This window comes from Paenibacillus lupini (assembly GCF_011761355.1).
GTDB lineage: Bacteria > Bacillota > Bacilli > Paenibacillales > Paenibacillaceae > Pristimantibacillus > Pristimantibacillus lupini.
The window spans coordinates 144,737-166,729 of sequence record NZ_JAASRW010000001.1 but is presented as its reverse complement, the minus strand read 5'-3'; the positions used below and the strand labels follow the sequence as shown (position 1 = coordinate 166,729).

The following is a 21,993-nucleotide window of genomic DNA, read 5'->3' as shown; positions in this document are numbered from 1 at the left end:
GTATATTATTATTGCTTGCTTGGGGCTACTGATATGCGGTTGGCAGGTACGTTCACGCCCTTTTCCACCGCGTCTATAATAAGGCGTCTCACGGTCTGATTCTCGGCGCCTTTGGCGACGATGAGCACACCGCGAATGCTCGGATTAATCGTCTTCGTTACGATCGGCTTCTGATCTCCTGCAACTTCAACGATAACCACCTTACCATCCTTGGTAATAGCGGTGATATGTCTTTTGCCGCCGTTACGATCATCCTCGTCTGTAACCGTCTGCGACTCCGAATTGTCCCTTGCGATTTCAATCTCCTCGGTAGAATCGATTGTCAAAAGGACATCCACTGAGCCGACACCAACGATTTTCTCCAAAATCTCCTTCAGCCGATTCTCAAGAGGTCTCTCAATTGCAGCGAACTGCGAGTTATCTGTTGTGTCTGTATTCCCAAATGCCCCTGTATCCTGGGGAGGAGGGTTCGCTCCCTGCGTCACGGTATCAACCTTATTGAAGTTGATATAGGAGTTGAGCAGCATTAGCGCCGCTCCAATACAGCCGATGATCAGAAGCAGCCGTAAGGTTTTTACCCGCTTCGGGCCGCCTGGACCGCCGCCCACTACCGATTCAAGACCACTCAGCCATTTGGCCACTCTGCTTCCTCTCCTTCCGCTTTAATGGACGCCGCTCTCTGCCCGCTGCCGCACCTGAATTTTGCTTGGGTTAACACCCCAGCCCTCCGCCAGAACATCCCTTATCTCCTCACTATCTGATGGATTCACCTTCGCAAACCCATCATCCGGCTTCTCTTTGCCTGCTCCTGCAGCAGCTTGCTTATCTTCATCCTGGCTGCGGTCAATATTGACATCCACATCTACATCTACGCTGATTGCTGCAACCTCTTTGACTTTATCACTGGACTCCTCGGATGAGGCCGACACTGTCTTGTCAGTAGGCAAGGTGACGAGCACAGCGTTAACGTACGGTGTCATCGTCTTGCCGTGCTGTTCCCATTTCAGGGTCACATCTACGGCTTCTACTGAAAGCCCCGTCTGCTTCACCACGGCATCCACCATCGAGTCCTCCAGTGTCTGCTCCATCAATGCCGCTGCATCACTGTTTTGCTGCTTATTCAGATCTTCCGCTTTCTTCTGGATGTCATTTAGAGTTGGCATCTTTACTTCATGCTTTGCCTCTAGCTGATCCCAATTCGATATTCCATCCTTCAGCTTGGCATTAAAATCTCCTTGCAGCAGCCGAAGGATTGGCGACATGATGGTGAGCAGAATGAGAAGTCCGATGACCAGCCTTGCATAACGCTGCATCGATTTGTTCGGCAGCAGCAGCTCCACGAATGTTGCAAGCATGATGACCGCAATAATATCTCTCAGCCAATCGCTGAGCCAAGCAATCACACCTCTTCGCCTCCTTCGATTCGCTTTGCTGTCATCGCACCATAAGGGCGGCGTTGCCTGCTGTCAGCACGATAGTGACTGCAAGGAAGAACATTAGGCTGACTGCGGCAAGAGCAGCGAACACATAAATCATCGTTTTGCCTATCGTTTGCAGGCAGGCAACGATGGGAGAATCGCCAAGCGGCTGCATGGCAGCTGCAGAGACATTGTAGATAAGTGCCAGAGTCAATATTTTCACAGCGGGAAAGGCACATAAGAAGAGCAAGATGATAACACCAGCGAGACCAATCGCATTCTTGGCTAGCAGCGAAGCAGAGATAACGGTATCCGCAGCATCCGAGAACATCCGTCCTACGACGGGGACAAAGTTACCCGTTACGAACTTTGCAGTCCGCATCGTAATCCCGTCTGTTACCGCTCCTTTTGCCCCCTGAACGGATAGAACCCCTAGAAACACGGTTACCAGCACACCCATGATCGCAACGCCGATATTTCGAAGCAGATTCGCCAGTTGAGTGACTTTAAATTTATCTGTCAGAGCACTCACAATGTGAAGTACTGCCGAGAAGAAAAGCAGCGGGAACACAATCGTATAGATGACCGTCCCAACCGTATGAATCATAAAGATGATCAGCGGATGCAAAATGGAAACCGTGACCACATTCCCCATTGCAGCAAGCAGTGTCAGGAGAAGCGGCATCATCGCGAGCATGAATTGGATCATGGTCTCGATTGCATCCTTCGCGTAACCAATGGCGACATGAAAGCTGTTGACTGCAATAATGATAAGCACCATGTAGGTGATCGAATAAGCAACCTTGCTGACCGCATTACGTTCGAAGGCGTTTTGCAGCGTCTCCAGCACCATGCTGAATACAGTCAGCATGACTATTGTCACGAGGAGTTTGCCGTTATACAGCACTTCATGAAAGAAATAGCCAAGCAGCCCTTTGAATACCGTTTTGAGCTTGAGTCCTTCGCCATCTGGCTTCAGCATTTCGAAGAAACTGGGCATTTTCTCGTCGGGAAAATATCCGCCATATTCTTCTTTCAATTGGCTCCAGTAATTCTCTACCGTTTGCGTATCCAATCCTTTCAACTGACTTTCTGTCAGCTGATTCGTCATTGCTGGATCGGTCTGCTGCTGCCCCTGCCCGGACCCTTCTGATGGTGCATTCTCCGCTGCCATAACCGGCGTGACAAGGAGCATACTGACCAGCCAGGCGATGACCAGAAAGGCGATTAAGCGGGTGGCATATACATATAGCTTGATCATCCATTCAACTCCCCGCCGGCAGCAGCCCGATCACCGTCTCGACGATGACGCTAATGATCGGAACCGCCATGACGAGTATGAGAACCTTACCCGCGAATTCGATTCTGGATGCGATGCTGTCTTGACCGGCATCTCTTACTATCTGGGCTCCGAATTCGGCGATATAGGCGATACCGATTATTTTCAGAATCGTCTTCAAGTAGATAGATGGAATGCCTGAGCGGTTCGCCAAATCCTCAAGTACTTTGATGACCGAATCGATTTTACCGATAAGAAAGATGAAGATAAAAAGGCCGGTAAAAGCCGCAAGCAGAAAGGCGAATAACGGTTTCTGCTCCCGAACGACTATGATGAGAATTGTGGCGATCAGCCCAAGGCCGACGATCTGAATAATTTCCAACTTTATTCACCTACTTGCGGCTTCTCTAGACGTCTTCCGTTACTGAAACAGAAAGATCGTCTTGATTTCTTGAAACAAATCGTTCAGTAACCGTATGACCATAAATAGGACTACAACAAAGCCGATTAAGGTTACCCATTGCGCCATATCTTCTTTTCCCATTTGCTTAAGAACCGTATGGATCATACCAATGATGATTCCGATCCCTGCAATTTGGAAAATAGCGCTCACATCCATATTCATTTGTGCGGCACCCCACTAAACCATCAATATCACGACGAGCACGGCGATCAAAACACCAAGGCTTTTCCACATTTTTTCGTAGCGTGATTGATCATCTCTCGCTGCATCTTCTTCCGCTTTCAGCTGCAGGAGCGCTAGGTGGATATGCTTGAGCTGATCCTCCTTGTCACTAATGCCAAGGGTTGAACCAAGCCGCAGCATCACAGCCAGCTCCGTCTGACGTAACGCGGTAGAACTCCAGCCGTTCTTCATCGCCAGTTCCCAGCTTTCGCGAAAGGTAAAGCCATCGGATCCCTTCACTCCTTCAGCCGCATTCCGGAACAACTCTGCCAATGGAGCTGCTACTACTTCGGCTGTTCTTTCAAGAGCTTCCGGAAGTGGTGTGTGGCCGTATCCGATTTCTGTCTCCAATCTTTGAAGAGCATGGGCCAGCTGGCGAAGCTGACGGGGCCTTGCGGCCAGCCTAGCTGCTTGCTGAAAGCCGATCATTGTGCCTGCGAAAAGAATGAGAACAGCTCCTATCAGCTTAATCAAGGGACATCGCCCCTTTGAAAACCACTGTAGGTCTGCGCAACCCTCTCCGGCTCGCCCTTTGCTGCAGCAGTTGGTTCTCTCGCAGCTGCTGGCAGCTTGTCTTTCATATCCGCAGCGACTACACGATGCATAAACCCTTCTGCCGTCCGCTTTAATTCGACCACGTAAGTGAAGGTGCCATCATCTAGCAGCTGCCGTAACACCGGTCTTCCTCTTGCATCATGCAGATCATAAGCATGCGCTGTGGCAATCACGCTAATCCCCGCATGACTTGCTTCTTGAATGGCCTCCGCGTCCTCTGGACGGCCAATCTCATCGACGATGACCACTTCAGGAGACATGGAGCGAAGCAGCATCATCATACCTTCTGCCTTCGGGCAAGCATCCATAATATCTGTCCTAGGTCCAACATCAAAGGTAGGGATTCCCCGAACACAAGCGGCAATCTCGGACCGTTCATCCACGATGGCAACCTTGCGGCCAGACCAGCCTGCCGCGTTCTCGAACATTCCCCAATGTCCATAGCTGATAGAACGGGCAATATCGCGGACAATCGTTGTTTTCCCTTGCTGAGGTGGAGCGAGAATGAGTGTCGAATGAATGGTCTTACGGTTCTTGTCCAGCAGCTTGGGAAGCAGGTTCCTTGCAGAACCAACTACTTCGCGGGCAATCCGAATGTTGAAGCCGCCAATATCGCGAATCCCTCGAACGTTCCCGCCATCGAGAATGGTCCGGCCAGCCAGTCCAATTCGATGCCCTCCTGCAACGGTAATAAATCCCCGCTTTAATTCCTCTTCCATGGCATAAAGCGAATGGTTTGTTATTTTCTCCAGCAGCTTCCGGCAGATATCGGCAGTTGGCTTGTACGCTCCATCGCTGCCCGCACGGAGCGTTCCATCGGAGGCTGCAAAGCGAGACTGTCCGCGAATACCAAGCTCCAGCGGACGTCCTTCCCGGATGCGAATTTCCTCCAGATGTTCCATTGACGATTCAGGAAGCCGCTCCAGTACCGCCTTAAGCTCCGGCGGAAGTAAATGTACGACACGATCCAGCATGAGTCATCACTCCCGGATGTTTGTCCTTCGTAGTTTTATTTGTATGCTTGACCAGGCTGAATATGTCCAACTTCTTGAAGAATGATAGATTTATAGTGTGATGGTATAGCAAAGCTTAAGTGACTCTACTATTTTTTCAATATGCCAATGAGCAAACAAACAACACCTGCAGTTACCCACGCTAATTTGCCGAAGGACAGCTTGTCTGTCATCCCTATGAGTCCAACCGTTGTTGTTGCGATTAATATAAAAGGTCCAACTAGAGCTAGCGATGAGTTAACCACTAGAGCCTTATCGATCTGGTTCAGCCTAAGCATGAGCAATGCCGCGCAAATTTCGATTGTCCCTGATGTCAGCCGAAGGGACGCCATGGTGAGCACGATCTTATTCAACATAACCGTTCACCTCCTAAAAAGAATTGCCACCAAGTGAGCCGCTTTCACTATCAATGTCTCCATCAACACATCATATGCAGGCTCGTCTGCAATTCATGCTTATCGTTCGGGCACACGCCTAGCAGATGCTGCATATATTGCTTCATGCCCCGCCTCCCACGCGGGAATCATCAAATGTTAGGAGTCAACTCCCATGACAAAAGCAAGTAACGCGGCATGGCACCGCACGCTGCATGATCCAAGCGGACACCGCGATTACGCTCCAATTCGCCATAAAGGTAAAACCATGGTTATCGACAAAGGAATTGGACTAAATGGATTTGCTGATCTTCTTCAAGTAGCAGCTCCCTACATGAACGTAATAAAGCTTGGTTTTGGAACAGCCGTCTTATATGAACCAGAACTTCTAAAACGTAAAATCGAACTTGCCCGAAGTGCAGGGCTCATTATCATGCCTGGAGGCACTTTGCTAGAAACAGCGGTTCAGCAGCGATTAGCCCCTTCTTTCTTCGATACGATATGCGAGCTTGGCTTTAATGGGATCGAGGTATCGGATGGAACGATTGAGATGAGCAGAAAGCAGCGGACTGAGCTCATTAAAGAGGGCAAAGAAAGAGGGCTTCTTGTTATTACGGAGTATGGTAAAAAATCAGCAGGTTCGCTCATCGACCCTGAGCAATTAGCCGTAACAGCCGATTATGATCTTGCTGCCGGCGCTGAATGGATTACCGTTGAAGCGCGTGAATCTGGTATTGACGTTGGCTTATTTGACGAAAATGGCAATTGCCGTGAGCAGGCAATTGAGCAGATCCTAGCTGAAATGACGACCCAAGACTGCTTAATGTGGGAAGCTCCGCTGAAGCAGCAGCAGGCTTATTTGCTCCAGCAATTTGGCCCAAATGTTCATCTGGGTAATATTCCACCAAGCGACGCATTGGCACTTGAGGCAATGCGCAGGGGGCTGCGTTCCGATACCTTCGAATTCGGAATGCGGGGGGAGCCTGTTCATTATATGATTTAAGCACGAAAGGAAGAGCGATTGCTATGCAGGTTCAAGTCATTTCAAGCGTAAATGAAGCCAGCTCCGCGCATTTTGTCCATAAAACAGCCATCATTATTGATGTGCTTCGAGCAACCAGCTCAATCATTACCGCGCTGGCAACCGGATCCTCTGGCGTTGTCCCCGTTGAAACGGTCATGGATGCCCGAGCGGCGCAGAAAGACGGCGATTTGCTGTGCGGAGAGCGTTTTTGCAAAAAAATCCCTGGTTTCGATCTCGGTAATTCTCCTGATGAATTCCTGATGAATTCCGTAAAGGATCGTCGTGTCATTCTTACAACGACTAACGGTACCCGAGCTATTCATAAATCGACTCGAGCGGATTATGTATTGGTGGCAGCCTTGTTGAATGCCTCTGCCTGTGCGAAAGCAGCCATTGATCTGCGACGGGATGTGGTTATTTTATGTGCAGGAAGCCATGATGAATTTGCCATTGAGGATGGTTTATGTGCAGGACTGCTTCTAGCTAAGATGCAGGCAACATGCACGTCGGAGCTTACGATGGATGACTTCGGACTCGCCATGCTATCACTCTATCAGAATCGATCTAATGAAATAAAAGAAACGATCCGCTCCGGTGCCACAGGCAAACGATTAGTTAAACTGGGTATGGGAAGAGATATTGATATTTGTGCGGAAGTTGATGCTTACAGCCAGGTCCCTCGTCTTCAAACTAATGGAGATATGCTGATCTGTTCCTGCTACTGACATATTCGCCACAGGATGTCCATATAATGGAGCAAGCAGTTTATCCGCTTCATGACTGGGGTTCTAACAATGACTGGTGAATTGATATTAGTAGGATTGATTATCATAGGTTTAATAGGCCGCTCGCCTATTATTGCAACAGCAGCATGTGTGCTGCTAGCCGTTAAGCTGCTGCATCTAAGCCGGTTCCTGCCTTCGATTGAACGTCGAGGGCTGGAGCTTGGCTTATTATTCCTCACATTAAGCGTACTTGTGCCGTTCGCCTCCGGGAAGGTCCAGATGAAAGAACTGATTGCCGCGTTTAATACTTGGCCAGGCTGGCTTGCCCTCATTGGTGGTGCCGTAGCAGCTTATATGAATGCTAAAGGGCTTGATCTGCTTAAGCTTGATCCACAGATGGTTGTTGGGCTAGTTATCGGATCGATCTTTGGCATTATCTTTCTGCGAGGTATCCCGGTTGGCCCATTAATGGCAGCTGGGATTACGGCGATATTGTACAAGTTGTTTAAGCTTATGAGCGGAGGATAAACGGCAAACTGCACATTCGAATGATCTTCCGATCGCCATTGCTCGAGGATTCCTTAGAACAATTTTCAATGTGGTAGGAATCCCCGAGCAAAAGCGAACGTTACCACTTCTCCAGAATCATTCGAAATGCTCCGTTTACCGTTTCTTGTAGGTACGAAAAAATGGCCGTGCAGAATAACCTGCACGGCCATTTTCATTATAAATTCAGAATTACATATTAACGACGGTCTTGAGGTCCGCCGACGAATACTTGCTCTGCTGTATCGAGGCCGTAAGCCGTATGAAGAGCGCGCACAACTTCTTGCAGCGGCTCTGCAGCGATAATGCAGGATACTTTAATTTCGGAAGTGCTGACCATCTTGATGCTTACGCCAAGATCCGAGATTGCTGCAAACATCGTAGCAGCAACTCCTGGATTGCTGACCATGCCTGCACCAACGATCGATACTTTCACAAGGTTATCTTCCGAAGTTACTTCGTTAAATGGCACTTCGTTGCGATTACCGTTAATTACATCAACAGCGCGTGCAACATCATCGCCCGATACCGTGAAGGAGAAATCCGCTTTACCGCTTTTCACTCCGCTTTGTACGATAACATCAACGTCAATGCCGTTATTAGCAAGCGCACCAAATACTTTAGCGAGTACGCCTGGCTCATCCTCAACGCCGAGGATGCTGATTCTTGCTACATTTTTGTCAAAAGCGATGCCGCGTACGACTACGCCTTGCTCCATGATCGCTTCCTCCTTCACACTTGTACCTTCGTTTTGCGTAAAGCTGGAACGTACGACAAGTCTTACATTGTTATGCTTCGCGTACTCCACCGCACGCGGATGAAGGACGGCAGCACCCAAATGTGCTAGTTCAAGCATTTCATCGTACGAAATTTCATTTAATTTACGTGCACATTTCACAACGCGTGGATCCGTCGAATAAACGCCGTCCACGTCTGTGTAAATTTCACACACATCTGCTTCGATAGCAGCGGCAAGCGCTACGGCTGTCGTATCTGAACCGCCGCGTCCAAGCGTCGTAATATCGCCGTCTTCCGTCATGCCCTGGAAGCCTGCGACAATGACGACATTGCCTGCATCAAGCTCTTTGAACAAACGATCTGGACGAATATCTGTGATTTTCGCCTTGCTGTGTACTGCTTCCGTCCGAATGCCAGCTTGCCAGCCAGTCAGTGATACCGCTTGATGGCCAAGCTGATGAATCGTCATCGACAATAATGCAACCGATATTTGTTCACCTGTCGTAAGCAGCATATCCATCTCCCGCGCTGGAGGGTTAGGGTTAAGCGCCTTCGACTGATCGATTAAATCATCTGTTGTATCTCCCATTGCGGAAACGACAACTACAACACGGTTACCCGCTTGCTGGTTATCAATAATCCGCTTCGCAACACGCTGCATCCGCTCAGGTGATCCTACCGAGCTTCCGCCAAACTTCATCACTATCAACGACAAAGCTGATTCACTCCCAACCTTGACATATAACATACAAGACAATATTATACCACAACCCCAGCATGTCTGGGTATATGCGCCTAGCATTTTGTCGAAAAAGCTGCCTTCCTTTGGAAGTTGAGCAAGTTTCATTCCGGAAAATCTAAGAGCAATAATAAAAAAAAGCCGTCCGAATCCGGAGATTCGAACGGCCTGTCCCTATTTTCTAAGCACGGGAGATGTATTTACCTTCACGTGTATCGATCAAGAGAACGTCGCCTTCGTTGATGAACAGTGGAACTTGAACGTTCAGACCTGTTTCAACTTTTGCACTTTTCGTAGCGCCTTGTGCAGTATTGCCTTTAACGGCTGCATCTGTCTCAACAACTTTCAGTTCAACGCTGTTAGGCATTTGAATACCGATGATTTCGCCTTTGTAGCTAGAGATGTTAACATTCATGTTTTCTTTCAGGAAGTTCAGTTCCCACTCGAGTTGTTTGTAGTCCAGACCAAATTGGTCATAAGTCTCGTTATCCATGAAAGTATATTCATCACCGGAGTTGTACAGGTATTGTACTTCACGGTTCTCGATGATTGCGCGGCCGATTGTTTCGCCAGCACGGAAAGTTCTCTCAACAACGTTACCGTTGCGGAGGTTTTTTAGTTTGGAGCGAACGAATGCCGCGCCTTTTCCTGGTTTAACGTGCTGGAACTCGGTAACCGAGAAAATATCGCCTTCTACTTCAACGGTCAAACCTGTTTTGAAATCATTTACTGAAACTGTCACTTCTAATTCCCTCCTGAAATAACTGCTTTAATGGTCCCTAACCCAGAGTAATCAATGCTTTCGGGGATGAGGTTAATATTTTAATACCGGATTCCGTGATGACGATGTCGTCCTCAATCCGCACTCCGCCAAAGCCGGGGAGGTAGATGCCAGGTTCAACCGTCACTGTCATGCCGGGGGTTAAAATCGTATCGCTGTTTCTTGCAAGTCGCGGATACTCGTGAATTTCCATACCGAGTCCATGACCTGTGCTATGCCCGAACTTGTCGCCATAGCCGTACTTCGTAATAATATCGCGTGTTAACGCATCGGCGTCATGACCCGTCATACCCGGACGGATATGCTCCAAGGCATGCAGCTGTGCTTCCAGCACGATATTGTAGATTTCAAGATGCTTCTCCGTTGGTTTACCTACTACAACCGTACGAGTAAGGTCAGAGCAGTAACCTTTATAATACGCACCAAAATCCAGCTTTACAAACTCATTATTGCCGATTACTCGCTCGCTAGCCACGCCATGCGGCAAAGCAGAGCGTTCACCCGATGCCACGATCGTGTCAAAGGACGACGAAGTTGCGCCATTGCTGCGCATGAACATCTCCATCTCAAGAGCGATGTCGCTTTCTTTTACACCCGGCTTGATATGGTTCAAAATATGCTGGAAGGTCTTATCGGCTAGATTTGCCGCCTCCTGCATAATTTGAAGTTCTGCAGCATCCTTAAACATACGCAGCTTCTCAACGAGACCCGATACCGGTGTCAGCTTAATATTGCCTAGAGCTTCACTCCAAGCCATATATTCGCTAAAGACTAACTGGTCCTGTTCGAATGCTGCCGTTTGAATTCCTTTGCTCGCAAGCAGCTCCCGGATATTCACAATGGCTCTTGGTCCATGTTCAATAACATGGAAAGAAGCTGCTTGCTGCGGCGCCTGGGTCATATAGCGGAAGTCCGTAAACAGAAATTGCTCCTGCAGCGTAACTACCACAATACCGGATGATCCCGTAAACCCACTGATATAACGCCTATTGTGCTCGCTTCCGATAATGATCGCTTCGAGGCTTTGTTCGGCCATCAATTGTCTCAGCCGATTAACTCTTTCGAGTGTCATGTTAAGCTCCCCTTTCACGCAAAACCATTTTGAAGCTTTGCAACAAGCGCTGCAAGTCCAAGCTCATAGCTTTGACCGCCAAAGCCGGCGATTTGACCAATCGCCACCGGCGCTATGACCGATACATGACGGAACGCTTCACGTTTATGTATATTGGACAGATGCACCTCAACAACCGGCAAAGCAACCGTGCTCAATGCGTCTCTAAGCGCGTAACTATAATGAGTCAAAGCGCCTGGATTAATTACAATACCATCTGCTTGCCCAAATGCGCTATGTATTCGGTCAATGAGGGCACCCTCGTGATTGGATTGGAAAAACTCCAGCTCCACGCCGAGCTGCAATGCTTGTTCGCGCAATTTCGCTTCGATCTGGGCCAGCGTCTCTGTGCCGTATACACCAGGCTCACGTACGCCAAGCATATTTAAGTTAGGCCCGTTTAATACAACAATTCTAAGCAATTTCGCACCTCCCAGTCAGCCGAATCTTGCACTTAGCCAAAGATCATTAGCCATTTTACCACAAATGACCGCTGCTTGAGAAGTCGAAACCTTGAGTCAATGTGCGCCTACCGGCTCTCTCGAAGCCTCGTCTGTAAATTCAAAGGCAATCGAGTATCCAATAAACAGTCCCCATAACAGGAAGATGCATAATTCTGAGAACAAGGTATTCCATCCTGCGACAGTAATCTGACGAGAGAAGCCAATTGTAGGACCGAGGATCAAGAACATGACCACCCACCATCCGAGTCCGTAGAACACCCCCGGCCAAGGTCCTCGCAGCTTGCCAAGCAGCGCCTTATATAGTAGGGCCGCTATAATGGAAAAAACGATATAGCATGCAATCCCTACGACTATGCCCCAGCCTGTCTTTAAATAAGAAGCCCTAAAGAATGGATCGGCAATTAAACCGGGAAGCTCTACCGTAAATTTTAATTCATAAAAGAGCCAGCGGGTTATCCCCCATACCAAACCTGCAAAAAAACCAATCATGCTGCTAAACAGCCATGGATTCGTATGATGCTCCGCTCCTTGCCGCTCTTTCTGGCCACTTTGTCTGGCGTTATTCTGCTTGCTATCTTTTGTACCTTTCCCAAAAGCTTTTGCACCTGTTGCTGCCATCATCATGCCTCCATTTCTCATGCACAACCAATTTTCTTCTAGTATGCAACGTAGTCCCCAAGGATAACCAAGGATTCATGCAACTATAGGAAACGGAAGATGATGACGTTGGCAAATCTATAAACGATCAAGTACAATAGATTTATACCTTCGTCACCTGATCGGGACGATACTATTTAAGGAAGGTGACAAGCTCTTGTCTCAAAACAATATGAGCATTTACGGCGGACAAGCTGTTATTGAAGGCGTTATGTTCGCGGGGAAACATGTGAATGTAACCGCTGTACGCAGGAAGAACGATGAGATCGTATTTTACGAGGTTCCCCGCACGACCAAACGGTGGGTACAATCGCTCAAGAGGATTCCTCTTGTCCGGGGTGTTGTCGGAATTATCGATTCCAGTGCCAAAGGCTCACAGCATTTGAACTTCTCCATGGAAACATACGCGGAAGATGAAACAGCCGATATGTCCGAGGCAGAAAAAATAGCCGCTCAAAAGAAAGAAAAGTCCGGCTGGAGCCTTGGAATGATCGTTGGGGTTGCCGCGGCAGGTGTTATCTCCTTTATATTCGGCAAGCTGCTTCTTACTGCAGCTCCGGCAGCACTTGAAAGTTTACTGTTCGAGGATGTATTCGAGAACAAAGTTGGTCATAACTTATTAGAAGGACTTATCAAACTTATTATCCTTCTCGTTTACTTGTATCTGATGTCTGTAACACCACTTATCAAGCGGCTCTTCCAATATCATGGCGCTGAGCATAAGGTAATAAGCGCTTATGAAGCCGGTGAGGTATTAACACCAAGCAATGTGCAAAAATACAGCAGACTTCATTACCGTTGCGGAAGCAGTTTTATCATTTTCACAGTAATCGTTGGGGTTATCATCTATTCCCTTCCGATCTTTGATTGGGATACGATTTGGGAACGTGTCTACATTCGTATTCTGCTTCTTCCAGTGACGCTTGGTATTTCCTACGAGGTGCTTCGCTGGACGAATGCACTGCGTGATGTACCCGTACTTCGTTATCTGGGCTATCCTGGCCTGTGGCTACAGCTTCTCACAACTAAAGAGCCTAACGATGAACAGGTTGCTGTATCTATCGCCTCCTTCAACCGGATGCGTGAGCTTGACCAGCAAATGAGCACCAAAGCATAATCCATTCCAACATAAAGGACAGGTGGTATCATGCCGCGGAAATGGAACGCATCGTCAATTATTGTGCTGGCCCTTCTGGCAATTGGGATTTTGTACGGAATCGGACAGCATTTAACTTCGTTTCTAATTCCTATTATTGTGCTTGGCGGCATCTTCCTGTTATATAAATATCCGCCTAACACATGGGGAAGCAATGTACGAGTCAGACAACAGCCATTTGTGAAACAGTCCAGAACGACTCCACGGCAAAAGCCGAAATCGCGCCGTACGCCGTTCCGGGTTATCGATGGCGGCAAGGATGACGATGATCTGCCGAAATATCATTGACGAAATCCTTCGAAAAATTGATTTGCAGCTTTAAATCCGGACTGAAACAGCTTCTCTGCCATCCCATCAGGTAGATGAAACTGTGTAGTCCGGATGCCTAAAGTAGGGATTTTGACGGTTCGATCACGGGCATATTTCTTAATATACCGTTCATCATGAGCTTGCATCATCGTCTCAAATATTGCTTCAAGCATCGACAACGGACCGCGTATTTCATGCGGTTCGTTGTCGTTTTTTCCGACCATTTGAAACCCTACCGTTGGTACTGGATTCGTCCTCCCCGCCTGCTCCCGATCAAACAGCCAAAGCGGAAAATTGCTAAGCAATCCCCCGTCCACAATATACGCTTGAAGATGAGGCTTCTCTTTCTCCTCCTTCTCCTTTTGGGATAACGAAGAATAAAGCTTGGAATAACGAACAACAACCGGATCAAAGAAATACGGAATACTAGCGCTCATGCGAACCGCTCTCGCAACACTAAGCTTTTTCGGATCCATCCCATAAATCTTGATATCTTCCGGCAGAACTAGCAGCCGCCCATTGGTAATATCTGAGGCTACAATTCGCAGCTTACACTCCGGCAAATCCGCAAACGTCCGAATCCCCTTCGCTTCCATTAAGCGCGATACCCAATATTCCAATGCCTCTCCACTATACAGTCCCTTCTTCACCAGCAATCTAAGGGCTGGACTAATCACCTTCATATTGAAGATAAACGACCGCTTCAGGAAAGTAGAAAACGGCGTATTCTCCACGATCCGTTTAATTTCAAGACCACTGTAGCCAGCCGCAAGCATTGCTGCAATGATGGCTCCGCTTGATGTACCTGCTACCTGTTCAAACCCAATTCCCTGCATCTCCGCAGCCCTGACTGCCCCAGCCAGCGATATCCCCTTCACTCCGCCACCTTCGAACACTGCATTAATTTTCACTTCCGCATCCCCCGGACAACGGAAGCAGTGTCGATTCGGCTCCCATCAAAAGTATATATGCCGGGGAGAATTGTCTACATGTTACGATTTGTGAGAAAATATATAGAAGAGTTATTACCTAGAGACAAATATGTAAGCAATGGAGATAAAACAATGAGTTTTAATGAATTAAAAGATCAAATAACGACATGTCAGGATTGTAAGCAAAAGTTTGGCTTTACACCGAATCCGATCTTTCACGGGAAAGAGCGGTCGAAGATTATGCAGATCAGTCAAGCACCTTCCAAAAAGGTTCACGAGACCGGCTTACCGTTCAATGACCCATCAGGAGCGAAGTTAAAATACCAGTGGTATCAAATTACAGATGACATTTTTTACGATGAAGATAACTTTTATATTACGGCGATCGCTCACTGTTTCCCAGGTAAACATCCAAAAGGCGGCGATAACCCTCCACCTCTTGCTTGTGCGAATAAATGGCTGGCGAGAGAGATTGAAATGGTAGATAACCAGCTTTATATCATCATCGGCGCAAGAGCAGCAAAATATCTGTTCCCAAATGAGAGTTTTGAAGATTTGATCTTTAAAGATAACACGCTTAACAATAAACCGGCTATTGTGCTTCCCCATCCATCACCTCTCAATATTCGCTGGTTTAAGGCTCATCCAGCATTCGAAGAAAAGAGGGTACCGGAAATAAGAGAAATAATTCGTGACGTACTTGGATTAACCTAATAACAGCGAATCCATTTAAGTGGAGCTTGGCTACAGGTGCGTGACTTCGAAAACTCCTCCACCTGGGTTCCGAACTCAATGATTGGTTGAAAAGCTGGGAACCAACAAACTAACCTGAAACTAATTTCTTATTGTTTCTCTTACGCTTCGCTGGTTCACAAGCGAAGCACTCCCCTGTCCCTTCCCCATTAGCTCGCCGATTTCGCGGCGGGCTGACTGTTTTGCCTGCCGTTAGCGGCAGACGAAGGCGCCGGGGCTAAGGGGTATCTCCTGAAGGAGCGTAGCGTTCGCCTTTGTCTTTCCTTTGCCACCCTGATCAATTCTAGTTCAAGCAAAGGAAAGACAACAGCGGCCGTAAGGAGATACCCCGTGCCCCAAGCACGCAGTCTGCTCAAGCTAACTTCCAGGCAACTAAAAAAAGCCCGCCGCAAGCGGCGAGCTTTTTACTCGGTTTCTAATTCAGACCGAATCCCTCTCAGCTCGTCCAAGCGAGATGGCTCACGGTTAAAATATTCAACTAGCGTCTCGATACAAGTAATCGAGTCCCAGCTCAAATGATGCTCGATGCCTTCGACATCGCGATAGATGTTCTCTTCCTGCACACCGATAATCGTCAGGAAGGATTCGAGCAAGTGATGACGGTCAACGAGTCGTTTGCCCATCTTCTTCCCTTTACTCGTCAGAACAAGTCCACGGTACTTCTCATAGATCAAATAATTGTCTTTATCCAGCTTCTGAATCATCTTGGTGACAGATGAAGGATGCACTTCAAGCCCTTCGGCTATATCCGAAACGCGCGCATAGCCTTTCTCATCAATAAGCTTATAAATACGTTCCAAGTAGTCTTCCATGCTCGGAGTCGGCAATGAAGAACCCCCTAACCCTGCATTCTACACCTTGTCTTATGGCGTTACTCTTAGTATCATACAACGATTTTTAATGCCTCTGCAAGCCGAAGAGCCCGCGTTCTTCCATTAAAACTTCATAAAAGCTGGTGTCACTTGGTTCAGCCAAATCGTAATTTTTGTCATTTGGTCTGTAAACAGCAGGATCCCCATCAGAACCATGACGCCACCGCCAATACGCATAACAACCGTAGAATATTTCAAGAGCCAACGTGCTGAACCAAGGAAAAAGGCTAAAGCGAAAAATGGGATCGCAAAGCCTAGTGCATACGCTGTTGTCAGTTCAAACCATGTCCCCGGCTTCGAAGCAGCCAGAGCAAGGATCGCTGTTAACGCCGGTCCAATACATGGTGTCCAGCCAGCAGAGAAACCAATACCAAAAATAAAGGAACCAATGTATCCTGTCTTCTTAGTTGGGTCAATGTTGAAACGGCGTTCCTTCATCAACACTTGCGGTTGAAATATACCAACGAGGAATAAACCCATCAATACAATCAGTATGGCTGATAATTTACGGATAAGCGATTCATATTGGCTGAAAAATTCCGCAAACACATTGGAGCCATACCCAAGCGTGTAATACACCGTACAAAACCCGAGAATGAAGAAAAACGTATGTGTCATCGTTCTCATTCTCATGTGGGAGGTGTGATTATTCTGTTTCAGATCACTTACGGAAATACCGGTTATGTAAGATAAATAAGATGGATATAAAGGCAGGCAGCATGGTGAAATAAATGAAGCAAAGCCGGCGCCAAACGCCAGCCATACATTAATATTATCCAAAGTTATACACCTCAACCCAAAGTTAACTGCCTAACCGCATGCCGCGCTTCACCAGCATAAGGATAAGCATAATCGCGATCAACAGCAGTACGATTGTACCGCCTGGCGCTAGGTTCCATACTCCTGCTATCATCAGACCAGCAACGACAGCAAGCTCACCAATTATAACAACCGTAATCACACTTTGCCGGAAACTGCGGGCGATAATTAAGCTGCAAGCAGCAGGGATCGTCAGTAAAGCTGAGACCAGCAAGGCCCCTACGATTTTGATCGAAGCACTAATAACAAGTGCGGTAAGCACGCTAATCATAACATTATAGAACCGAACGGGCAAGCCGCTTACAGCTGCTGCATCCTCGTCAAAAGTAAGCAGAAACAGCTCTTTCAGCTGCGTACGAATAGCCACCAGCACCACAAATGTCACAACGGCAATCGTAATCAAATCCGTATCATTCAAGGTAAGAATACTGCCGAACAAATACCCATTCACATTAACGTTATAGCCTCTTCCCATCGTAAACATAATGGACGCAAGGGCTACACCCCCGGACATTATAATAGCAATAGAAAGTTCGGCATAGGATTTGTACGTTTTCCGCAGCTTCTCAATAAAGAAGGAAGCAATAATCGCGAATAATAAACCAACCGCTACCGGATATACGCCAACCAGGAAACCTAAGGCTACCCCAGCTATGGATACATGAGACAGCGTATCTCCAATCATCGATAAACGGCGCAGAACGAGGAATATTCCCATAAGAGGAGCCGTAATCCCGATCAGCACGCCCCCAATAAGCGCCCGTTGAAAAAAATCACTAGCTAAGATCTCCAACCGTAACTACCTCTCTCCTGCTCTCCATTTGCTGACGAAGCTCCCTCAAGCTATGCGTCAGATCATTCTCTACACAATCCTGCAATTCATGCGAATGCTTCTTGTAAAATTTCAGCTTGCCGCTTTCCACTGCAGGCTGCTGGCCCAGATAGGACCGAATCATTTCCATATCATGCGATACCATCAGGAACGTAATATTATGATGCTGATGCATATGCTTGATCATATGGAAGAAGCCTTCCTGTGTCTCCGAGTCAATGCCAACTGTTGGTTCATCCAAGATAAGCAAAGATGGATTATTGATGAGTGCTCTAGCGAGAAATACACGTTGCTGCTGCCCGCCTGACAATTCACCGATCCGTTTCATAGCCAAATCCTCAATGTTCATGGCATGAAGCGCATCATCACATTTTTTCTGGTCAGCCTTTGTAATTTTACGGAACAGTTTATTGCGGCTGTACAAACCGGATAATACAACTTCCCGAACCGTTGCTGGGAACAGCGGGTTAAAAGAATTCTTTTGCGGAACATATCCGATTCTATCCCATTGTTTGAACTGAGAGACAGGCTGACCAAACAGCCTTATTGTACCGCTCTCCGGCTTAAGCAGACCAACGATCATACGTAGCAAGGTTGTTTTACCTGCACCATTCGAACCAATAAGTCCAATGAAATCTCTTTCTTTTACAGAGAAATTAAGACCTTTATGAACCGCTTGATTCTGATAGGAAAAGGATACATCCTCAAGGGTAATAATATCTTGATGACAAGTGGAATTTTGCATCGTTGCCCTCCCTTCTGGATCTTTCGATTCTTGTTATTATTGCAATCCGGTTAATAAGTTTTGTAGATTTTGTTCCATCAGACTTAAGTAATCTTCTCCTGCTTTTTCCTGTTTTGGTGTAAGACCTTCAATAGGATTAAGCACAAGCAGCTCTGTATTTGTCTCATCGGCAATCGTATTGGCCAAATCACGGGAGACCAGCTCTTCGAAGTAAATATATTTGATGCCTTCCGATTTCACGAGCTTAGCTACATTCAGCAGATCTTGAGGACGCGGCTCTGCATCAGGAGATAGGCCAGTTATGGCGATTTGCTTCAAACCATAATCCCTTGCCAAATAACCAAAAGCTTGATGGGATACGACGATTGTATTATGCGGCGCCGTCGCTAATTTAGTCTCGAACTCATCATTCAGAGCCTCGAGCTTACCTACCAGCTCTTTATAGTTAGCCTCAAACTCATCTTTGTGAGCAGCATCCGCTTGAACTAAGCTGTCTCTTACATTAGCAGCCATAATTATAGCAGATTTTGGGCTTACCCAGGTATGCGGATCAACATCCAGATCATGGTCATGATCATGACCTTCATCTTCATGCTCATCTTCTTCCGGATTACCATGAATCATTTCAATCCCTTTGCTCATTTCTGCCGCAACGAGACCGCTGTTCTTCGGCAGACCTGTCAGGAAATCATCCGTCCAGCCTTCAAGTCCTGCACCGTTGTACAGGAATAGCTGTGCTTTCGAAGCGATCGTCAAATCTTGACTCTTTGGTGTCCAATCATGTGGTTCGACACCAGCAGGTATTAAGTTTACGACATTTACATTGTCGCCGCCAATCTCTGATGCCAAATAATACAGCGGGTAAAAGCTGGTTACCACATTCGTCTTGCCTTCGACAAGCTCCTTATTCGAATTACTCCCGCATGCCGCCAGAAATACCGTTATTGCAATAAAAAGAAGGCCTATATTTTTGGTATAACGCATTCGTATAATCTCCAATCGTTTCTTTTTAGTAATCGTTACTATTACGTTTAAGATTATACGAGTGGGTTTACACCCTGTCAACCCATAATATGAAATAATTGAAGTTAACCTATTATCTACTATTTACACGCTTGAGCCAGCACATACGTCATCACAAAAGAACCGCCGCGGATCATAAGATCCGGGCGGTTCTCCCTTGCACTTGTTTCCTTATTTAACGATAGCGCCGTTAGGCATGTCATCTGGTACCGTCGCAAGAGTAAGCTGATCACCATGGGAAGCTGCCAGAATCATCCCTTGGGACAATTCACCACGAAGCTTCACCGGCTTCAGGTTCGTGACACAAATCACTTTGCGTCCGACCATTTGCTCAGGCGTGTAAAATTTCGCAATACCAGATACGACCTGGCGCTGCTCATAACCAAGATCAAGCTGCAGCTTCAGCAGCTTATCCGCTTTCTTCACAGGCTCAGCGGCAATAACTTGGGCAACACGAAGCTCGACTTTACCGAAATCCTCAATACCGATTTCTTCTTTCGATTCAGCTTCTACTGCAGGAGCTGCATTCTCGGCTGCAGGTGCAGTTGTCTCCGCGTTAACGTTAGCCGTTCCTCCGCCCATTGCCGCAGCAATGTATGCTACCTCTTCCGCTGCATCAAGACGCGGGAAGACAGGTGCGCCTTTGCTAACGCGTGTTCCGCCAGGCAGCTGGCCGAATCGCTTCGTGCTCTCCCATGCCGTTAACTCGCCTTCTTCAAGACCAAGCTGACGCCACAGTTCACGAGGACCATGAGTCAGGAACGGCTGAAGCAGAATCGAGATGATACGAAGCGACTCCGCTAGGTGATACATAACCGAACCCAGCTCACCTTTTTTCACTTCGTCCTTCGCAAGTGCCCAAGGGGAAGTCTCATCGATATATTTATTTGTACGGCTGACAAACTGCCAGATAGCCGCTAAAGCAACCGAGAATTCCATTGTCTCCATCGATGCTTCGACTTGACGAACGGTGTCTGCCGCAAGCACTTGAAGGGATTCATCAAACTCGGTTACATTCCCGCCATAAGCCGGAATTTCGCCGTCGAAATATTTGTCAATCATCGCAACGGTACGGTTCAGCAGGTTGCCTAGGTCATTAGCCAGATCGAAGTTAATACGGTCAACAAAGTTCTCTGGGGTGAACGTTCCGTCGGAACCAAACGGCACTTCACGCAGCAGGTAGTAACGGACCGCATCAAGGCCGTAACGGTCGATAAGGGTAACCGGATCAACGACATTGCCCTTCGACTTCGACATTTTGCCATCCTTCATCAGAAGCCAGCCATGCGCGAATACTTTCTTCGGAAGCGGCAGCCCAAGAGCCATAAGCATGATTGGCCAATAAATCGTATGGAAACGAACGATCTCCTTGCCGACCAAATGAACATCCGCCGGCCAGAAACGGTTGTACAAATCATTGGTGTTACCCTCTGCCCCATAACCCAGCGCAGTAATATAATTAGACAAAGCATCAATCCAAACATAGATAACATGCTTCGGATCACCAGGAACCTTGATACCCCAATCGAAAGTCGTGCGGGATACCGCAAGATCCTCGAGGCCTGGCTTAATAAAGTTATTAATCATCTCATTCTTGCGTGATTCTGGTTGAATGAACTCCGGATTCTCTTCATAGTGCTTCAGAAGGCGATCGGCGTATTTGCTCATCCGGAAGAAGTAGCTCTCTTCTTTAACAAGTTCGACAGGACGTCCACAATCCGGACAGTTGCCATTTACCAGCTGACGCTCCAGGAAGAACGATTCGCATGGTGTACAGTACCAGCCTTCATATTCGCCTTTATAAATATCATCCTGCTTTAGCAATTGCGCGAAAATCTTCTCTACTGCTTCTTTATGACGGGGCTCCGTCGTACGAATGAAATCATTGTTAGAGATCTCCAGCTTAGCCCAAAGCTCTTTAATGCCTACCACGATATCATCGACGAACTGCTGAGGAGATTTATTCTTATCCTTCGCATTACGTTCAATCTTCTGGCCATGCTCGTCAGTACCTGTCAAATACCATACATCATAGCCGCGAAGACGTTTGTAACGAGCCATTGCGTCGCCAGCTACTGTTGTGTAGGCATGTCCGATATGAAGCTTATCACTTGGATAATAAATCGGTGTTGTAATATAAAAGGTTTTGTTATCGTTTCCCATTTCATCTACCTCCATTATCATCATATACATGCATGAGAACGCAAAAAACTCCCGTCCAACATGGGACGAGAGTTACATTCACTCACGCGGTACCACCCAAATTTCCGCTGCGCTGATTGAAGTACTTGAAGCACAGCAGCTTCGTGTGCCGCCAATTAAGGACGGCAGAGCTGTTAACGCCAGCTTCGCGCTATTCCCTTACCTGACTGATACAGGCTCGGAGACAGATCCTCCCGGACCATCTTCTGATGCTTATCCATACCGGCTTCCAGCACCTGCC

Annotated in this window: 26 protein-coding genes; 6 read left to right on the top strand and 20 right to left on the bottom strand. The window is 47.4% G+C overall.

The genetic code is table 11. The annotated features are described in order from the left end of the window. Window positions 1-8 precede the first annotated feature (8 nt). The 8 genes from spoIIIAG to FHS17_RS00795 all read right to left on the bottom strand — a co-directional run bounded on the left by spoIIIAG (window position 9) and on the right by FHS17_RS00795 (window position 5,306). The gene (gene spoIIIAG / locus FHS17_RS00830; protein ID WP_167272669.1) at window positions 9-641 is read right to left on the bottom strand and encodes a stage III sporulation protein AG; all 633 of its coding nucleotides are present in this window, start codon (window positions 639-641) and stop codon (window positions 9-11) included. A gap of 21 nt (window positions 642-662) precedes the next feature. Further along, window positions 663-1,403 (bottom strand): stage III sporulation protein AF, encoded by a 741-nt coding sequence (gene spoIIIAF / locus FHS17_RS00825; RefSeq protein ID WP_167272666.1) that lies wholly within the window; start codon window positions 1,401-1,403, stop codon window positions 663-665. 31 nt (window positions 1,404-1,434) lie between these two features. Continuing rightward, the gene (spoIIIAE, locus tag FHS17_RS00820; RefSeq protein WP_167272661.1) at window positions 1,435-2,679 is read right to left on the bottom strand and encodes a stage III sporulation protein AE; all 1,245 of its coding nucleotides are present in this window, start codon (window positions 2,677-2,679) and stop codon (window positions 1,435-1,437) included. A gap of 4 nt (window positions 2,680-2,683) precedes the next feature. Beyond that, window positions 2,684-3,079: a stage III sporulation protein AD gene (gene spoIIIAD / locus FHS17_RS00815; RefSeq protein WP_167272658.1), complete on the bottom strand. Its 396-nt coding sequence runs from the start codon at window positions 3,077-3,079 to the stop codon at window positions 2,684-2,686. A gap of 39 nt (window positions 3,080-3,118) precedes the next feature. Continuing rightward, complete coding sequence (gene spoIIIAC, locus FHS17_RS00810; RefSeq protein ID WP_015843896.1) at window positions 3,119-3,322, bottom strand: stage III sporulation protein AC; 204 nt, start codon at window positions 3,320-3,322, stop codon at window positions 3,119-3,121. Between the two features lie 15 nt (window positions 3,323-3,337). Then, the gene (gene spoIIIAB, locus FHS17_RS00805) at window positions 3,338-3,856 is read right to left on the bottom strand and encodes a stage III sporulation protein SpoIIIAB (protein ID WP_167272655.1); all 519 of its coding nucleotides are present in this window, start codon (window positions 3,854-3,856) and stop codon (window positions 3,338-3,340) included. After that, window positions 3,853-4,911, bottom strand: a complete 1,059-nt coding sequence (gene spoIIIAA, locus FHS17_RS00800) for a stage III sporulation protein AA (RefSeq protein ID WP_167272652.1) — start codon at window positions 4,909-4,911, stop codon at window positions 3,853-3,855. Before spoIIIAA ends, spoIIIAB begins: the two co-directional genes overlap by 4 nt. A gap of 128 nt (window positions 4,912-5,039) precedes the next feature. After that, the gene (locus FHS17_RS00795; protein WP_167272648.1) at window positions 5,040-5,306 is read right to left on the bottom strand and encodes a YqhV family protein; all 267 of its coding nucleotides are present in this window, start codon (window positions 5,304-5,306) and stop codon (window positions 5,040-5,042) included. A gap of 193 nt (window positions 5,307-5,499) precedes the next feature. Between FHS17_RS00795 and comA the strand changes: the two genes are divergently transcribed. From comA to FHS17_RS00780, 3 genes are all read left to right on the top strand, one after another. After that, complete coding sequence (gene comA, locus FHS17_RS00790; RefSeq protein WP_167272645.1) at window positions 5,500-6,327, top strand: phosphosulfolactate synthase; 828 nt, start codon at window positions 5,500-5,502, stop codon at window positions 6,325-6,327. A gap of 23 nt (window positions 6,328-6,350) precedes the next feature. Further along, window positions 6,351-7,073, top strand: coding sequence for a 2-phosphosulfolactate phosphatase (locus FHS17_RS00785; RefSeq protein ID WP_167272642.1), 723 nt, complete (start codon window positions 6,351-6,353; stop codon window positions 7,071-7,073). Window positions 7,074-7,142: 69 nt separating this feature from the next. Continuing rightward, window positions 7,143-7,601: a DUF441 domain-containing protein gene (locus FHS17_RS00780; protein ID WP_167272639.1), complete on the top strand. Its 459-nt coding sequence runs from the start codon at window positions 7,143-7,145 to the stop codon at window positions 7,599-7,601. 217 nt (window positions 7,602-7,818) lie between these two features. Here the strand turns inward: FHS17_RS00780 and FHS17_RS00775 are convergent, their stop codons facing one another. The 5 genes from FHS17_RS00775 to FHS17_RS00755 form a co-directional block, all read right to left on the bottom strand. Further along, on the bottom strand, window positions 7,819-9,072 hold the full coding sequence (locus FHS17_RS00775; RefSeq protein WP_167272636.1) for an aspartate kinase: 1,254 nt from the start codon (window positions 9,070-9,072) through the stop codon (window positions 7,819-7,821). A gap of 205 nt (window positions 9,073-9,277) precedes the next feature. Next, window positions 9,278-9,838: an elongation factor P gene (gene efp / locus FHS17_RS00770; RefSeq protein ID WP_167272633.1), complete on the bottom strand. Its 561-nt coding sequence runs from the start codon at window positions 9,836-9,838 to the stop codon at window positions 9,278-9,280. 37 nt (window positions 9,839-9,875) lie between these two features. After that, entirely contained in the window at window positions 9,876-10,949 is a 1,074-nt protein-coding gene (locus FHS17_RS00765; protein ID WP_167272630.1) for a M24 family metallopeptidase, read from the bottom strand. A gap of 14 nt (window positions 10,950-10,963) precedes the next feature. Then, entirely contained in the window at window positions 10,964-11,410 is a 447-nt protein-coding gene (gene aroQ, locus FHS17_RS00760) for a type II 3-dehydroquinate dehydratase (RefSeq protein ID WP_167272627.1), read from the bottom strand. Window positions 11,411-11,506: 96 nt separating this feature from the next. After that, the gene (locus tag FHS17_RS00755) at window positions 11,507-12,076 is read right to left on the bottom strand and encodes a YqhR family membrane protein (RefSeq protein ID WP_243865144.1); all 570 of its coding nucleotides are present in this window, start codon (window positions 12,074-12,076) and stop codon (window positions 11,507-11,509) included. Between the two features lie 205 nt (window positions 12,077-12,281). On the opposite strand from FHS17_RS00755, the gene FHS17_RS00750 reads away from it, so the two are divergent. Together FHS17_RS00750 and FHS17_RS00745 are read left to right on the top strand one after the other, a co-directional pair. Then, window positions 12,282-13,226, top strand: coding sequence for a DUF1385 domain-containing protein (locus tag FHS17_RS00750; RefSeq protein WP_167276251.1), 945 nt, complete (start codon window positions 12,282-12,284; stop codon window positions 13,224-13,226). A 30-nt stretch (window positions 13,227-13,256) separates the two neighbouring features. Next, window positions 13,257-13,553 carry a hypothetical protein gene (locus tag FHS17_RS00745; protein WP_167272624.1) on the top strand — a complete coding sequence of 99 codons (297 nt, stop codon included), beginning with the start codon at window positions 13,257-13,259 and terminating at the stop codon, window positions 13,551-13,553. Here FHS17_RS00745 and FHS17_RS00740 read toward each other — a convergent pair. Then, complete coding sequence (locus tag FHS17_RS00740) at window positions 13,547-14,485, bottom strand: patatin-like phospholipase family protein (protein WP_167272621.1); 939 nt, start codon at window positions 14,483-14,485, stop codon at window positions 13,547-13,549. The genes FHS17_RS00745 and FHS17_RS00740 overlap by 7 nt on opposite strands. Window positions 14,486-14,563: 78 nt before the next feature. Between FHS17_RS00740 and FHS17_RS00735 the strand changes: the two genes are divergently transcribed. Then, entirely contained in the window at window positions 14,564-15,220 is a 657-nt protein-coding gene (locus FHS17_RS00735; protein WP_243865143.1) for a uracil-DNA glycosylase family protein, read from the top strand. A 443-nt stretch (window positions 15,221-15,663) separates the two neighbouring features. On the opposite strand, the gene mntR is transcribed toward FHS17_RS00735, so the two are convergent. The 6 genes from mntR to metG all read right to left on the bottom strand — a co-directional run bounded on the left by mntR (window position 15,664) and on the right by metG (window position 21,713). Then, window positions 15,664-16,086, bottom strand: coding sequence for a transcriptional regulator MntR (gene mntR / locus FHS17_RS00730; RefSeq protein WP_167272618.1), 423 nt, complete (start codon window positions 16,084-16,086; stop codon window positions 15,664-15,666). Window positions 16,087-16,194: 108 nt separating this feature from the next. Continuing rightward, on the bottom strand, window positions 16,195-16,911 hold the full coding sequence (locus tag FHS17_RS00725; protein WP_167272615.1) for a cytochrome c biogenesis CcdA family protein: 717 nt from the start codon (window positions 16,909-16,911) through the stop codon (window positions 16,195-16,197). Between the two features lie 22 nt (window positions 16,912-16,933). Then, the gene (locus FHS17_RS00720; RefSeq protein WP_167272612.1) at window positions 16,934-17,743 is read right to left on the bottom strand and encodes a metal ABC transporter permease; all 810 of its coding nucleotides are present in this window, start codon (window positions 17,741-17,743) and stop codon (window positions 16,934-16,936) included. Continuing rightward, complete coding sequence (locus tag FHS17_RS00715; RefSeq protein WP_167272609.1) at window positions 17,727-18,527, bottom strand: metal ABC transporter ATP-binding protein; 801 nt, start codon at window positions 18,525-18,527, stop codon at window positions 17,727-17,729. The genes FHS17_RS00720 and FHS17_RS00715 overlap by 17 nt, the downstream gene beginning before the upstream one ends. Before the next feature lie 36 nt (window positions 18,528-18,563). Next, window positions 18,564-19,511 (bottom strand): metal ABC transporter solute-binding protein, Zn/Mn family, encoded by a 948-nt coding sequence (locus tag FHS17_RS00710; protein ID WP_167272606.1) that lies wholly within the window; start codon window positions 19,509-19,511, stop codon window positions 18,564-18,566. A gap of 210 nt (window positions 19,512-19,721) precedes the next feature. After that, entirely contained in the window at window positions 19,722-21,713 is a 1,992-nt protein-coding gene (gene metG / locus FHS17_RS00705) for a methionine--tRNA ligase (RefSeq protein WP_167272603.1), read from the bottom strand. Window positions 21,714-21,993: the final 280 nt, after the last annotated feature.

Coding starts and splice junctions, on each gene's coding strand:
- FHS17_RS00750 (WP_167276251.1), top strand. CDS start 12,282: ATGAGCATTTACGGCGGACAAGCTGTTATTGAAGGCGTTATGTTCGCG.
- spoIIIAC (WP_015843896.1), bottom strand. CDS start 3,322: ATGAATATGGATGTGAGCGCTATTTTCCAAATTGCAGGGATCGGAATC.
- FHS17_RS00715 (WP_167272609.1), bottom strand. CDS start 18,527: ATGCAAAATTCCACTTGTCATCAAGATATTATTACCCTTGAGGATGTA.
- FHS17_RS00780 (WP_167272639.1), top strand. CDS start 7,143: ATGACTGGTGAATTGATATTAGTAGGATTGATTATCATAGGTTTAATA.
- metG (WP_167272603.1), bottom strand. CDS start 21,713: ATGGGAAACGATAACAAAACCTTTTATATTACAACACCGATTTATTAT.
- FHS17_RS00755 (WP_243865144.1), bottom strand. CDS start 12,076: ATGATGATGGCAGCAACAGGTGCAAAAGCTTTTGGGAAAGGTACAAAA.
- spoIIIAE (WP_167272661.1), bottom strand. CDS start 2,679: ATGATCAAGCTATATGTATATGCCACCCGCTTAATCGCCTTTCTGGTC.
- comA (WP_167272645.1), top strand. CDS start 5,500: ATGACAAAAGCAAGTAACGCGGCATGGCACCGCACGCTGCATGATCCA.
- FHS17_RS00710 (WP_167272606.1), bottom strand. CDS start 19,511: ATGCGTTATACCAAAAATATAGGCCTTCTTTTTATTGCAATAACGGTA.
- spoIIIAA (WP_167272652.1), bottom strand. CDS start 4,911: ATGCTGGATCGTGTCGTACATTTACTTCCGCCGGAGCTTAAGGCGGTA.
- FHS17_RS00745 (WP_167272624.1), top strand. CDS start 13,257: ATGCCGCGGAAATGGAACGCATCGTCAATTATTGTGCTGGCCCTTCTG.
- FHS17_RS00735 (WP_243865143.1), top strand. CDS start 14,564: ATGTTACGATTTGTGAGAAAATATATAGAAGAGTTATTACCTAGAGAC.
- FHS17_RS00795 (WP_167272648.1), bottom strand. CDS start 5,306: ATGTTGAATAAGATCGTGCTCACCATGGCGTCCCTTCGGCTGACATCA.
- FHS17_RS00765 (WP_167272630.1), bottom strand. CDS start 10,949: ATGACACTCGAAAGAGTTAATCGGCTGAGACAATTGATGGCCGAACAA.
- FHS17_RS00785 (WP_167272642.1), top strand. CDS start 6,351: ATGCAGGTTCAAGTCATTTCAAGCGTAAATGAAGCCAGCTCCGCGCAT.